Origin of the sequence: Acinetobacter sp. WU_MDCI_Abxb74, from assembly GCF_025513915.1 — a bacterium.
Classification (GTDB): domain Bacteria; phylum Pseudomonadota; class Gammaproteobacteria; order Pseudomonadales; family Moraxellaceae; genus Acinetobacter; species Acinetobacter calcoaceticus_C.
This window is the reverse complement of the sequence record NZ_JAHPRP010000005.1, coordinates 39,559-53,798: the sequence shown is the minus strand read 5'-3', so window position 1 is coordinate 53,798 and position 14,240 is coordinate 39,559. Positions and strand designations below refer to the sequence as shown.

Annotated in this window: 14 protein-coding genes; 8 read left to right on the top strand and 6 right to left on the bottom strand. The window is 39.5% G+C overall.

The genetic code is table 11. The features are described 5' to 3' along the window. Positions 1–15 precede the first annotated feature (15 nt). The 3 genes from zigA to KTH84_RS10370 form a co-directional block, all read right to left on the bottom strand. Complete coding sequence (gene zigA, locus KTH84_RS10380) at positions 16–1,245, bottom strand: zinc metallochaperone GTPase ZigA (RefSeq protein WP_262473059.1); 1,230 nt, start codon at positions 1,243–1,245, stop codon at positions 16–18. Positions 1,246–1,426: 181 nt separating this feature from the next. After that, positions 1,427–2,110: a D-Ala-D-Ala carboxypeptidase family metallohydrolase gene (locus tag KTH84_RS10375; RefSeq protein WP_262473058.1), complete on the bottom strand. Its 684-nt coding sequence runs from the start codon at positions 2,108–2,110 to the stop codon at positions 1,427–1,429. A 164-nt stretch (positions 2,111–2,274) separates the two neighbouring features. Then, positions 2,275–3,663 carry an amino acid permease gene (locus KTH84_RS10370; protein ID WP_262473057.1) on the bottom strand — a complete coding sequence of 463 codons (1,389 nt, stop codon included), beginning with the start codon at positions 3,661–3,663 and terminating at the stop codon, positions 2,275–2,277. A 358-nt stretch (positions 3,664–4,021) separates the two neighbouring features. Between KTH84_RS10370 and fahA the strand changes: the two genes are divergently transcribed. From fahA to KTH84_RS10350, 4 genes are all read left to right on the top strand, one after another. Continuing rightward, positions 4,022–5,329 carry a fumarylacetoacetase gene (gene fahA, locus KTH84_RS10365; RefSeq protein ID WP_262473056.1) on the top strand — a complete coding sequence of 436 codons (1,308 nt, stop codon included), beginning with the start codon at positions 4,022–4,024 and terminating at the stop codon, positions 5,327–5,329. After that, positions 5,316–5,948 carry a maleylacetoacetate isomerase gene (gene maiA / locus KTH84_RS10360; RefSeq protein WP_262473055.1) on the top strand — a complete coding sequence of 211 codons (633 nt, stop codon included), beginning with the start codon at positions 5,316–5,318 and terminating at the stop codon, positions 5,946–5,948. Before fahA ends, maiA begins: the two co-directional genes overlap by 14 nt. A 17-nt stretch (positions 5,949–5,965) precedes the next feature. After that, entirely contained in the window at positions 5,966–6,514 is a 549-nt protein-coding gene (locus tag KTH84_RS10355; protein WP_016139785.1) for a VOC family protein, read from the top strand. Positions 6,515–6,808: 294 nt separating this feature from the next. Further along, positions 6,809–7,588 (top strand): IclR family transcriptional regulator, encoded by a 780-nt coding sequence (locus KTH84_RS10350; RefSeq protein WP_003654237.1) that lies wholly within the window; start codon positions 6,809–6,811, stop codon positions 7,586–7,588. Between the two features lie 66 nt (positions 7,589–7,654). Here the strand turns inward: KTH84_RS10350 and hppD are convergent, their stop codons facing one another. Continuing rightward, positions 7,655–8,710: a 4-hydroxyphenylpyruvate dioxygenase gene (gene hppD / locus KTH84_RS10345; RefSeq protein ID WP_042895913.1), complete on the bottom strand. Its 1,056-nt coding sequence runs from the start codon at positions 8,708–8,710 to the stop codon at positions 7,655–7,657. 529 nt (positions 8,711–9,239) lie between these two features. Here hppD and KTH84_RS10340 point away from each other — a divergent pair. Beyond that, complete coding sequence (locus tag KTH84_RS10340) at positions 9,240–9,710, top strand: DUF523 domain-containing protein (RefSeq protein ID WP_262473054.1); 471 nt, start codon at positions 9,240–9,242, stop codon at positions 9,708–9,710. A 6-nt stretch (positions 9,711–9,716) separates the two neighbouring features. On the opposite strand, the gene KTH84_RS10335 is transcribed toward KTH84_RS10340, so the two are convergent. Further along, positions 9,717–10,679: a bile acid:sodium symporter family protein gene (locus KTH84_RS10335; RefSeq protein WP_133971107.1), complete on the bottom strand. Its 963-nt coding sequence runs from the start codon at positions 10,677–10,679 to the stop codon at positions 9,717–9,719. A 54-nt stretch (positions 10,680–10,733) separates the two neighbouring features. Continuing rightward, positions 10,734–11,378, bottom strand: a complete 645-nt coding sequence (gene pncA / locus KTH84_RS10330) for a bifunctional nicotinamidase/pyrazinamidase (RefSeq protein WP_262473053.1) — start codon at positions 11,376–11,378, stop codon at positions 10,734–10,736. A 330-nt stretch (positions 11,379–11,708) separates the two neighbouring features. Here pncA and dapA point away from each other — a divergent pair, with 330 nt between their 5' ends. Genes dapA through purC form a run of 3 tightly spaced genes read left to right on the top strand, consistent with a single transcriptional unit; the run spans position 11,709 to position 13,979 of the window. Next, positions 11,709–12,602: a 4-hydroxy-tetrahydrodipicolinate synthase gene (gene dapA, locus KTH84_RS10325; protein WP_262473052.1), complete on the top strand. Its 894-nt coding sequence runs from the start codon at positions 11,709–11,711 to the stop codon at positions 12,600–12,602. Positions 12,603–12,617: 15 nt separating this feature from the next. Then, positions 12,618–13,223 (top strand): lipoprotein-34 precursor (NlpB), encoded by a 606-nt coding sequence (locus KTH84_RS10320; RefSeq protein ID WP_262473168.1) that lies wholly within the window; start codon positions 12,618–12,620, stop codon positions 13,221–13,223. Between the two features lie 36 nt (positions 13,224–13,259). Beyond that, a complete protein-coding gene (gene purC, locus KTH84_RS10315) occupies positions 13,260–13,979 on the top strand; it encodes a phosphoribosylaminoimidazolesuccinocarboxamide synthase (RefSeq protein WP_133971101.1) in 720 nt (239 codons plus the stop codon). Positions 13,980–14,240: the final 261 nt, after the last annotated feature.

The window sequence follows — 14,240 nt, the reverse complement described above, 5'->3', positions numbered from 1 at the left end:
AGGGGCTTTTCTTTGTTAAGCGATCAACATGGTTTCATCTTCTTGTTTAAAAGGATTCGACCAGCTCTGCCAAACTTGTGGACCTAAAGCCATTTCTTCATCATTTAATAAACAATAGTCTAATTTTTCTATTAAAGCTTGCTCATCCATTTGCATACCAATTAAAACCAGTTCCTGACGTGCATCACCTGTTTTTGCATCCCAAACCTTTTTAATTTGTTCGATGCTATCTAAGTCACTCGGCCAGTCTTCTTCTGCAACAGCAGCCCACCAATAACCTGCTAAGCCGTGCCGTGCCATTGCGCCCGCTTGCGACCATGAATAAGCCAATGTCGGTTCGGCAGCCAACCAGAAAAAACCTTTAGAACGTACAACACCCAGCCATTCAGCCTGTACCAAATCATAAAAACGCTCTGGATGAAAAGGTCGGCGCGCGCGGTAAACAAAGCTACTGATTCCATACTCTTGGGTCTCTGGCGTATGTTCGCCACGCAATTCTTTTAACCATCTCGGCGCTTGTGCTGCTTCATCAAAATCGAATAACTGTGTATTTAAAATTTTATTCAAAGCAATCTGTCCAAATTGAGCAATTTCAATTCGGGCACGGGGGTTTAATGTCTTTAGAATTGCGGTGAGCTGCTCTTGCTGAGCTTGGTCAATCAAATCAATTTTATTCAGCACAATCACATCACAAAACTCAATCTGATCGATAAGAAGATCCACCACAGTTCGTTCATCTTGTTCGCCTAGCGACTCTCCGCGTTGCTGTAGTGAGTCCAGAGAGCTGTAATCTTTAAGGAAGTTAAAAGCATCGACCACGGTTACCATGGTGTCTAGTCGAGCAAACTCATTTAAAGAATTTCCATCTTCGTCTTCAAAAGTAAAGGTTTCTGCAACAGGCAACGGTTCTGAAATGCCTGTTGATTCAATCACTAATTGGTCAAAGCGCCCTTCATCGGCTAAACGTCTCACCTCAACCAATAAATCTTCTCGTAGCGTACAGCAGATACAGCCATTACTCATTTCAACCAGCTTTTCATCTGTTCTTGAAAGCTCCGCCCCACCTTCGCGTACTAATGCCGCATCAATATTGACTTCAGACATATCATTCACAATCACGGCAATACGGCGACCTTCGCGATTATTTAGAATATGGTTGAGTACCGTGGTCTTTCCTGCCCCCAAAAAGCCAGATAAAACGGTAACAGGAAGCTTGGCAGATGACTTGGCGTTTGCAGTTGGCATGGCTTAATCTCTTAATAATATTGAAAACTTGGTCATCACTGATGATTTAAACGATCTACTCACAGGAGGTATTCATTTCTAAACCACAATAATGTTATGTTATGTTATAACATAACTATTAATCAAGTTTTTTATCTTCCTCCTTGTCTCGTTTGAGTTAACAAAAGGGAAGATTTAATATTTAAAAACCTTGGCAAATTGACGTTTTATAGTGATGGTCAGGCCCCCACGCACGGAATCCTTGACTATCAATATGAATTTGTCCTGAAGCATAAACACCAAGGCCCATATTGAGTATTTGGCCTTTGGTTGCCCAGAACTGACAAAGTTTGGTTTTGGTTTGTTGGATATTGAACTGATCTAAATCACTAGGTTGTTCTGGCCCAATTCGGAAATCAAGCGCTGCATTAAAGACATGTCGAGATGCATCGGCACCCCCAGCACAGCGGTTTAAAGATAAAGCTCGATAGGCCGATGTCACCTCAAAATCATTAATTACCCCATCGTCAACCAATGCTTTTAAAATGCTGAGTGTCGGAACAATATTGGACCAAATCTCGCGTGGAGGCACTGCATAGGGTTCAACTCCACATTTTTGCCAATCTCGAGCTGAACGCAATAATTCATGGTCTGGAATTAAATCTGCGAGCCCTTTTTGCTTAAGAAACTGCTTATAAGCTTGTACAGACTGTCCATGATCTGCGGTTGCTACCCAAGCAACATAATCTTCGGGTTGCTGTTTTATTCTGACTACTTTTTTTGTAGGTTGAGGTAAAGTCTGCGTGTGCGGAGGAGTCGTTGACTTGGGTGGTTGAGTGCTACAAGCTGTGAGAGATAATAAAATTAAACCTAAATAACGCTTCATAAATATGCTCTATCTTCACCAATCATGGGAAAGATGCTCATCATTAAATTCAAGAAATGTTATATTATAACAACTATAAAATCTTTTAATTTCTGTTATTAAAATTTAAAAATAAAAAAGGACGTATGAGATACGTCCTTTTATAGCTACAACTTAAAATTTTATTAAATATCTGCTTCTACAGCAGTTAAAGACTGCTCTGCTTTCAGCTTACGACGTTTAAATTGATAAGCCATCATTAAACACAAAATCCAGCCAGGAATCATCATGACTGCAATACGCATGTCTGGTGTTAAAGACATTACAACTAAAATGCCCAACATAAACACGATGCATAGATAGTTGCTAAATGGATACATAAAGCTTGGGAACTTAGTCGTTTGACCTTGGCTTTGCATGTATTTACGGAATTTTAAATGTGTCCATGAAATCACAACCCAGTTAATCACAATGGCTGCAACCACGAGCATCATGAGCAAACCAAATGCTTTTTCAGGGAAAATATAATTTAACAACACACATAAAATAGTCACCGCAGCAGAAAGGATCACTGCATTGGTTGGAATACCACGTTTATTAATGTGTCCAAATACTTTTGGTGCATTTCCTTGTTGTGCAAGGCCCAATAGCATACGGCTACTGCAATAACTTGTCCCGTTATAAACTGAAACCGCAGCAGTCAAAATCACAAAATTCAGCAACGTTGCAATGCCTTGGCTATCTAAAGAAGCAAAGACCATCACAAACGGGCTACCGCCTTCAGCCATCTGGTTCCATGGAAATAGCGAGAATAAAACAAAAAGTGTCGCAATATAGAAAATCAAAATACGGTAAATAATTTGATTCACAGCTTTAGGTAAGGTTTTGTCCGGATCACGTGCTTCAGCAGCAGTAATACCAAAAAGCTCAATACCGCCAAAAGCAAAAATAATGACCGCCATTGCCATCACTAAGCCTTCAACACCAAATGGGAAAAAACCACCGAGTGCCCAAAGGTTGCTAATACTCGCTTGTGGGCCAGCTGTACCAGTTGCTAGTAAATATGAACCGAAACCAATCATTCCCAGAATCGCCAAGATTTTGACAATAGAAAACCAGAATTCCATTTCGCCAAAAAACTTAACATGGAGTAAATTAATGCCATTAATTAAGACAAAGAAAGTTAAAGCAGATGCCCACGTTGGGATTTGCGGCCACCAATATTGTATGTAAAGACCAATTGCACTCAGTTCTGCCATACAGACAAGGACATTCAGTACCCAGTAATTCCATCCAGACATGAACCCAGCAAATGGTCCCCAGTATTTGTAGGCAAAATGACTAAAAGACCCACTTACTGGCTCTTCAACCACCATCTCGCCAAGCTGACGCATCATTAAAAAAGCAATAAATCCTGCAATCGCATAGCCAAGGATGACCGATGGACCTGCTAATTTAATCGATTGTGATATACCAAGAAAAAGCCCTGTGCCAATCGCCCCACCCAATGCAATAAGTTGGATGTGCCGATTACTCAAACCATGTTTCAGGTTTCCTTGCTCTTGTGCTGACATATGATTATTCTCATCCTTGTCACGTAATTTTTTTCCAATAAATTACGTATATCATAAATTGATCAAACTTTCATAGAGATTGATGAAAAAATAATTGCGTGACTTTTCTCATGACCGCGAATGAAAACAGAAAATACAAGAAATGACAATTATTATGAAATGTGTAATCAAATTATGTATTGCGTAATTTTATGAATTCAGTATTATAAGGACATGAAGCAATTGGTTGTGCTCGGTCTATATCAAACTCATAAGACAAAAGTTGATCTAAATAAAGATTAAAAAACTTATTGAGTAGCTCAGTCCTAGACCGAACTTTTATTTATATAAGACCTGAGATGAAGACAAGGACGCGAAAATGGAACAAAACCTAAATTCTTTTATTGAAGTTTCACCTCAATCTGATTTCACTATTCATAATTTACCTTATGGTATTTTTAGCAGAACTGCTGAAAGCGAACGCCAAGTGGGTGTAGCTATTGGTGATTGGGTCATTGATCTAGCTGCTCTTGAAAAGCACGGTCTTTTAAAAATTTCAGATCAAGATACTTACTTTAATCAACCGACACTGAATAAATTTATTGAGTCTGGCAAAGCAAACTGGTCAAAAGTGCGTAAGACACTACAGTCTCTTCTCTCGGCTGATAATTTAACGCTTCAAGAAAATGAAGCATTGCGTCAGGAAGTTCTGGTTAAGCAAGACAGCGTTACTTTGCATTTACCTGTTCAAGTACCTGGTTACACCGATTTCTATTCTTCTAAAGAACATGCGACCAATGTGGGTTGTATGTTCCGCGACCCAAAAAATGCCTTACTTCCAAACTGGACTGAATTGCCTGTTGGTTATAATGGCCGTGCTAGCTCTGTAGTAGTCAGTGGCACTCAAGTCGTACGCCCATCTGGTCAAATTAAACTCCCAAATGAAGAGCGCCCAGTTTTTTCTGCAACGCGTAAACTCGATTTTGAACTTGAAACAGCGTTTATTGTGGGTAAACCAACGCAGCTCGGTCAGCCTATCGCTATTGAAGATGCTTGGGATCATATTTTTGGAATGGTATTGCTCAATGACTGGTCAGCACGCGATATCCAGCAATGGGAATATGTTCCACTCGGCCCTTTTAACGCTAAAACTTTTGCCAGTTCGATTTCACCTTGGGTCGTGACGCTTGAAGCACTTGAACCATTTAAAGTTGAAGGCCCGAAACAAGACCCGAAGCCAATGGGCTATTTACAAGAAAATATCGCCAACAGTTACGACATTAATTTGAGTGTTGAAATTCAAACGCCGAAATCGACACAAACTGACGTGATCTGTAAAACCAATTTCAAATATATGTATTGGTCTATGTCTCAACAGCTCACCCACCATACCATTGCTGGTTGTAATGTTCAGGTTGGTGACTTAATGGGTTCAGGAACGATTTCAGGTTCTACACCAGATTCGTATGGCAGTTTGCTTGAGCTTACATGGAACACCACCAAGCCGTTAACACTTGCCAACGGTGAAACTCGTGGTTTCTTACAAGATGGCGATACGCTCATCATGAAAGGCCACTGTGAGAAAAATGGAATCCGTGTCGGCTTTGGTGAAGTGAAAAATACCGTTCTTCCTGCATTAACTTTCAATTTTGCAGAAACTTCGGAGCCTGACTATGAAGCTGTATAGTTACTTTCGTAGCTCTGCAGCCTATAGAGTACGGATTGGCCTAAACATTAAAGGTTTAGCTTATGAGACTGTTCCAGTTCATCTGGTAAAAAATGAACAGCAAAGCGAAGACTATTTAAAGTTAAACCCTAGTGCTCTGGTCCCGACTTTAATTGACGGCGATTTAACCTTGTCTCAATCGTTAAGTATTTTGGAATATCTGGATGAACAATATCCAGAAACCAAATTACTCCCAAGAGATGTGCAAGAACGTGCCAAAGTCCGTGCTTTTGCACAAGCTATTGCTTGTGATATGCACCCATTAAATAACCTGCGCATTCTGAAATATTTAAAAAATGAGTTAAATGTTTCAGATGAGCAAAAAAATTATTGGTATCAACACTGGATTCTTGAAGGTTTTCAAAATCTGGAACAGCAACTACAAAATTCAAATGGCCAATTTTGCTTTGGACAAGAAGCAACAATTGCCGATTGCTGTCTGATTCCACAGGTTTACAACGCGAAACGCTTCAAGATTGATTTATCTGCGTTTCCAAAAATTGAATCGATTTATCACCATTGTTTGTCTATCCCAGCCTTTTATAACGCGGCGCCAGAACAACAACCAGATTGGGAATAGTAAAAAGGAGTTTTAATATGACATTTGCCATTAAAAAAATACATCACGTTGCATATCGTTGTAAGGATGCGAAAGAAACTGTTGAGTGGTATAAAAAAATGCTCAACATGGATTTCATTTTAGCTTTTGCTGAAGACCATGTCCCATCAACTAAAGCTTTTGATCCATATATGCACTTATTCTTAGATGCAGGTCAAGGCAACGTTTTGGCATTTTTTGAATTGCCGACTCAACCAGAAATGGGCCGAGATGAAAATACGCCTCAATGGGTACAGCATATTGCTTTTGAAGTCGAAGATGTAAATGCGCTGATGGCTGCGAAGCAACATTTAGAAGAAAATGGTGTGAAAGTTTTGGGCGTAACCAATCATGGTATTTTCCACTCAATTTACTTCTTTGACCCAAATGGACACCGTTTAGAACTTACTTATAACGATGTACGCGCTGAAGAAAAAATTGCAAAAATTACTGAAGAGATGAAAGCAGAAATGTTAGAGGAATGGAGCAAAACTAAACGCGCGCCTCACCACACACATTTCTTGCATGAAGAAGAGTTAGGAACCTAATTTTAAAGATCGATCTAAAAAGTCGGCATTGATTAGAATGGTTTGCATGAACTGTTCTATATCAATGCCGATTTATATTATTTAAATCTGCTAAATTGCTAGAAAATTGCGCTATAAATGAGAGCAATTTGATTTTCGAAAATTGTTGATTATTAAACATGTCAATTTCGCTAATAGAAAAAGGTGATTTCTATTTTTCAATAGGCTCAGGCATGATGTAAAACGCAGCAATTTCAATTTATGTTTTGAACATCACTGTTTAACAGTTGAAGTAAATTTATTAAGGGTATTTAAATGATTGAAGAAAAAGTATCTGGGGGGGTTCAATCACTTGAAGTCGGTTTATCTGTACTAAATGCTCTTTTAGAACACAATCAACCTATTATTCTCAAAGACCTGTCCAGTAAGCTAGAAATGCATCCTGCTAAGGTACACCGCTATTTGGTCAGCCTTATTCGCATGGAATATGCAAAACAGCTTGATGATGGTCAATATGCTTTAGGCGATCAGGCATGGCGCTTAGGTCTAAACTGTGTTCAACATAGCGACACCCTACAACTGGTACAGCATTTAATTTACGACCTACAAAACAAAATTGGTTGCGGCATACAAATCAGTAAATGGTCACCGAAAGGCCCTGTGGTTGTTCAATCGATTGAATCTAACCACCCTATTTCGATTGTTACTAAAGTCGGCTCGATTATGCCTTTAGTCAATTCTGCTGCAGGACGCCTATTTGCTTCTTACCTTCCTGAGCATTTTGTTCGTCCATTAATGGAAGCAGAATGGCAAAAGCATCAAGAACTCGGTCTAAACATCGCACCACAAAACTGGCAGGCATTTACCGAGCTCAAAGAAACCATTCGCCAGCAAGAAATGTCGGCAGCAAAAGGTGATTTACTGACAGGCATTAACGCTGTTGGTTTACCTGTGTTCAACTCGAATCAGAGCATCGAGTTTTGTATTGTTGCGCTTGATAGCGAAATGTTTTTACCAGTTGACCCACAAAGTAAAACGATTGAAATCTTAAAAAATGAAGTGAAGCTCATCAATCAATATATTAAAAGTCGCTAATTAATCGCCATAAAAAAACCAAGAGATCAAACTCTTGGTTTTTTTAGATCAGAAACAAAGCTCAGCTTATTTAGTTTCGAGAACACCACGGCGAATCTGGTCACGTTCAATCGACTCAAATAATGCCTTGAAGTTACCTTCACCAAAACCATCATCATCTTTACGTTGAATAAATTCGAAGAAGACTGGACCAATCATGTTTTCAGAGAAAATTTGCAATAAAAGTTTCTTCTGACCATCTTTAGTATTGCCATCTAGCAAAATACCACGCTGTTTTAACTCGTCAGTCGGCTCACCATGCTCGGGTAAACGTTCTGGTAGCATTTCATAATACGTATTTGGTGGCGGTGTCATAAATTTCAGACCTAAGCCTTTTAACTTATCCCAAGTCGAAATTAAGTCGTCACAAATAAACGCAATATGCTGAATCCCTTCGCCATTAAAGTCAGACAGGAACTCTGCAATTTGACCGTTTCCTTTGTCCGAATCTTCATTTAATGGAATACGGATCATGCCGTCTGGCGCAGTTAATGCTTTAGACGTTAAACCTGTATATTCGCCTTTAATATCAAAGTAGCGAATTTCTTGGAAGTTAAAGATTTTTTCATAGAAGTTTGCCCAATACTCCATACGGCCTTTGTAGACGTTATGAGTTAAATGGTCAATTTCGTTTAAGCCTGCACCCACTGGATGTCTTTGCGCATCATCAAAGAAAACAAAGTCATTTTCATAAATATCGCGGTCAACTAAAAAGATTGGCATGCCACCAATACCTTTAATTGCCGGAATGTTGAGCTCCATTGGCCCAACTTTTGAATACATCGGTTCAGCACCAAGCTCTACTGCTTTTTGGAAAGCTTTTGCTGCATCACGTGTTTTAAAACCCATTGCACATGCTGATGGGCCATGTTCATTAAAGAAGAATGAAGCATAAGATTCTGGCTGATAATTCAGGATAATATTGATATTTCCTTGACGCCATAAGTACGCTTCTTTCGATCTATGTTTGGCTACTTTTGAAAAGCCGATTGTTTCAAAAACTGGATCTAATTCATTTTCTTTTGAAACAAACTCAATAAATGCAAAACCGCATAATTCTAATGGGTTCTCTAAAATATCCATCTAGTTTCCCTCTGGTGATTACCTGTTCCGTTTATCTCTATTGCTGATCAACTCAGCTCCTTTCTCTATAGAATACGTATTGATTGGGGAGTATTTGAACCGTCAAAATGCCTTAACCCAACGCATCCTATGAGAAAAAAACGAATTACTAAAACGAAGATATGATGAACGTGAAGCTTTTGATGATTAATTCCCGTTCCATTTGGTGTTTGTTTTCCATACACACTGCCCTTTCTTATCTAAAAGTACGATTGAGATTTTTCACTAAACCCTTAAAAATCGTCTTTTCCTAAAAATCATTTATAGATTTATGGAGACCAACATCCTTGTTGGATCTCCAATGGCCATTTACCTTGAATTAGATGCTACTAAAAACAATTAAATTATGCAATACATAACTTAATTATGAATTGCATAATTTTAGTAATCTTTTAATTTGTCTGTTTTTAAAATGAATTGTCATATTTCATATTCTGTTTATGATTCTTTATCTTCAAAAAAACCTCACTTGCTTTGGGTTTGGAAAACTATGCTTTTAGTCAGCGCATGTTTAATTGGTGAACCTGTTCGTTACGATGGGCGATCTTGTCTGCATGGTAAGCTTAAGCAGCTTCTTCTTGATAAAAAAGCCCATGCACTTTGCCCAGAGTTATTAGGTGGTTTTACCATACCGCGCTTACCCGCAGAAATTGTGGGAGGAACGGGACAAGATGTGCTCGATGGCAAAGCGAAAATTACTGATTCATCTGGTTTAGATGTGACTCGGCTTTATTTGAAAGGCGCCTACCGTACTTTAGAAATTGCTCAGCAAATAAAAGCAACCTGCGTGGTTTTAAAAGAAAATAGCCCTTCTTGTGGTAGTCAAAAAATTTATAACGGTACGTTTCAAGGCGAAAAAGTTGTTGGAACTGGAGTCACCACAGCACTTTTACAGCGCCATGGTTTTGAAGTTATTTCTGAAAATGAAATTGAAGATTGGTTAGCCACCAATCCAATTTAAATATAGCTACTCAGCTTTAATTTTAGCTACTTCATTTACATCTTTACGGCTCGCCCAATAAGTCGCAAGTGCTGGGCCAGAAATATTATGCCAAAGACTAAAAATAGCACTTGGCACTGCCGTAATCGGAGAAGCCGCAAAATGTACTGCTGCGAGAGCAACACCTAAGCCCGAGTTCTGCATACCCACCTCAACCGCAATTGCCTTACTATCTGCATAAGGTAATTTAAAGAACCGTGCTGCGGTAAATCCTAACAAATATCCCAATCCATTATGCAATATTACAACAGCTAAAATGAGCAAACCCGACTGTAGAATGGCCGCTTTACTCCCACCAATAATGGCTGCAACAATCGCTACAATTGCAATGACTGAAACTAAAGGCATGACTTGAATATAGGACTCGACCTGACGTTTTAGCCATGTTCTTAAAATCAGACCAATCACGATAGGAAGTAATACCACCTGCAAAATTGAAACGAACATCGAAGCTGCATCAATTTTTAGCCACTGACTAGCAAGCAAATAAAAAATAGCGGGCGTTAAAATAGGTGCTAAAAGTGTTGAAACTGAAGTACAGGCCACCGATAAAGCCACATTGCCTTTAGCCATATAGGTAATCACATTCGAAGCCGTTCCACCGGGGCAACATCCCACTAAAATGACACCAACCGCAATTTCAGGAGGCAAATTAAATAATTTACACAAACCGTATGCCAAACCGGGCATCACCACAAACTGCGCCACTACTCCAATCAACACCGCTTTAGGGCTTTGTAATACCCCTTTAAAATCATCGATGGTCATGGTCATTCCCATACCAAGCATAATAATGCCCAAAATCCATGGAATGTACGCTTTCATCCAGACAAAAAAATCAGGCTGCCATAGCGCTAATGCGGCAAAAACAATGACCCATAGGGCAAAAGTTTTTTGAATAAATTGGGTAAAGCGCAGGAATGCAGACATATTTTCGTTCCCTAAAAATTAAAATATCAAAGTCAAAACACGAGACCAATAAATTTAGCGCTCACTCAGCAAATCACTAGATTGAATACGGGCAACACCTTGTTGCTGCATGGTTTGCCACGCTTGCTCTAACGAACCATTTAGGTCAATCCCTTTACAAGCATCTTCAACCACTAAAGTTTTAAAACCTTGTTTTACTGCATCTAAAGCGGTCCACGCCACACAAAAGTCCGTGGCAATCCCCACCACATATACCGTATCAATACCACGCTCTTTTAAGTAACTGGTTAAACCAGTCATTGTGGACTGATCTGCTTCCATAAAAGCCGAGTAGCTATCAATATGAGCATGAAAGCCCTTTCGAATAATGAGTTGAGCTTTCGGAATATTTAAATCAGGATGAAACTCGGCATCTTTAGTACCCTGTACACAATGCTTAGGCCAAAGCACTTGCAGTCCATAGTCGAGTTCAATGGTTTCAAATGGTTGCTTATTTTCATGATTTTCTGCAAAAGAAATATGATGATCTGGATGCCAGTCTTGCGTTAGAACAACATTTTCAAAACAATCAGCAAGTTGGTTAATTATTGGAATAATAGTATCGGCATTGGCAACTGCTAAATTTCCACCCGGTGTAAAACCATTTTGTACATCAACTACGATTAAAGCCGCATTTTGTGGTTGTTTATTCATTTTCATGTCATCTTCAATCCCAACCGGGAAAATTGCATTCTATCTTGCCATAAAAAAAGCCGATATTAAGTAAGGCTCAGTTGAATCAAGCTGTATTGTTATATTTACTAGCCCTTCTCACCCCTGCAATAATGAGAACATCCTATCTTTTCCTCAAGTTTACCTAGCGATTATCCATTAGGCGTATTGTTCTTATGCGTCTGATCAGTCATAATTTGCATAATTGTCATTCAACAATCTGTTATTGTTAGAACTGGACAATCAAAATACTGCAACCATCCCACATTTTGTTTTTCTTACCTCAGATTCGGATGGATAAATAGGATATTTTTAAAAATGACTCAGCAAGCACAGACCATTCAAGGCTCAATCGTCGCAATCGTCACACCAATGTTGAAAGATGGTGGTGTAGATTGGAAGGGTCTTGAGAAGCTGGTTGAGTGGCACATAGAACAAGGTACAAACAGTATTGTAGCCGTCGGTACTACCGGCGAAGCCTCAACATTGAGCATGGAAGAGCACACACAGGTTATTAAAGAAATTATTCGTGTAGCCAATAAACGTATTCCAATTATTGCCGGTACTGGTGCAAACTCAACCCGCGAAGCAATCGAATTAACAAAAGCTGCCAAAGATTTAGGCGCAGATGCAGCCTTACTTGTTACTCCATATTATAATAAGCCAACTCAAGAAGGCCTCTACCAACACTATAAAGCGATTGCTGAAGCCGTAGAATTACCACTTATTCTTTATAACGTACCTGGCCGTACGGGTGTAGATCTTGCAAACGATACAGCTGTACGTTTAGCAGAGATCCCTAATATTGTCGGCATTAAAGATGCAACAGGTGATGTACCTCGTGGTAAAGCTTTAATTGACGCTTTAGACGGCAAGATGGCTGTATATTCAGGTGATGATGAGACTGCATGGGAACTTATGCTTCTTGGTGCAGACGGTAATATCTCTGTTACAGCAAATGTTGCGCCTAAAGTAATGAGCGAAGTATGTGCTGTTGCGATTGCCAAAGATGAACAACAAGCGAAGACGATTAACAATAAGATTGCAAATTTACACAATATTCTATTTTGCGAATCAAACCCAATTCCTGTGAAATGGGCACTACATGAGATGGGACTGATTGATGTTGGTATTCGTTTACCACTCACTCCTCTCGCTGAGCAATATCGCGAACCTCTCCGCAATGCCCTAAAAGATGCGGGAATTATTTAATAAGAGCAATTTATGATGCAATTACGTCTTGGTTTAGTCCTTGCAGTTTCAGCCTTGAGTTTAGCTGGTTGTGGTCGCTTCGCAATTAATAATCACTCTTTAGATTATAAAAATGCCAAGCAACTTGCCCCGCTTGAGTATCCTGCCGATGCAACTGTACGACCAGCGACACCTTTGTATCCAGCCCCAACTGTAGACCAGCTCGCTATTGAGCACGCGCCGAAGTTTGAAAACCAGCGTGGCAACCGTTTTGCATTGCCACGTCCTGAACAAACACAGAGTAGCAATGCAACGGCAGATGCATCTGCTCAAACGACGTCTGCGCTTGGACGCCCTCAGCTTGTGACCGACGGTAATAAAAACCCATTGTTAAAAGTTGATGGGAATACGACCGAGATCTGGCAATACACCAAAGCGACATTAAGTACTTTAAATTACAACATCATCGCCCAAGGCAGTAATCAGGCGACAATTAAAGTAAATGACAATACTTATGTGCTTAAGCTGACTGGTGTGGGTTCTAGTCATACTCTTGCTCTATTTAATGTAGACAACACTTTCGCAAGCCCAGATGTGGCGGCTGAAGTGTTAAACCAGATTTACCAAAATTGGCCAGCCTAGTCATTTACTAGGCATTTTTTTTTAAAAGGTTCCCTCATGTTAAAACAAACCTTGCTCTATACTGGTAAAGCAAAATCTGTATATGAAACAGACAATGCCGACCATCTGATTTTAGTCTTTCGTGATGATGCCTCTGCGTTCAACGGCGAAAAAATCGAACAGCTAGATCGTAAAGGCAAGGTGAACAACCTTTTTAACGCCTTCATCATGGAAAAACTTGCTGCTGCGGGTATTGAAACGCATTTTGAAAAATTGCTTTCTCCAACTGAAGTGCTTGTTAAAAAACTTCAAATGATTCCTGTTGAATGCGTAATTCGTAACTACGCAGCTGGTTCTCTATGCCGTCGTTTAGGTGTAGAAGAAGGTAAAGAGTTAACTCCTCCTACATTTGAATTGTTCTATAAAGATGACGGTCTAGGCGACCCAATGGTTAACGAATCTCAAGCGATTGCTTTAGGTTGGGCGACTGCTGAACAATTAGAGCAAATGAAAGTGTTAACTTACCAAGTAAACGATGTATTAAAAGCATTATTTGCTGAAGGTAACATGATTTTGGTGGACTTCAAGCTTGAATTCGGTGTTTTCCATGACCGTATTGTGCTTGGTGATGAGTTCTCTCCAGATGGCTGCCGTCTATGGGACAAAGACTCTAAGAAGAAACTCGACAAAGACCGTTTCCGTCAAGGTTTAGGTGGTGTTGTTGAAGCTTATGAAGAAGTTGCTGCTCGTTTAGGCGTAGATTTATCTGCTATCTGATCGTTCAAACTTCATGAAAAACCGGGCTTTAGCCCGGTTTTTTTACATCAGGTATGTTAGAAAATAAAATAATGTAGACAGATTTGCCTATTAAAATAAATTAGCACACGAATTGCTTAATCTTCCCTTCTAACTGGTATTTCATCTGACTGATTGCTCTTATTCATGCAGTATTTTGCTTCTTTTCTGTCACAGTATGATTCAACTTATAAAAAAACACAGAAAGCTGTTAGGAATAGACTGGATTTATTCTGAACACTG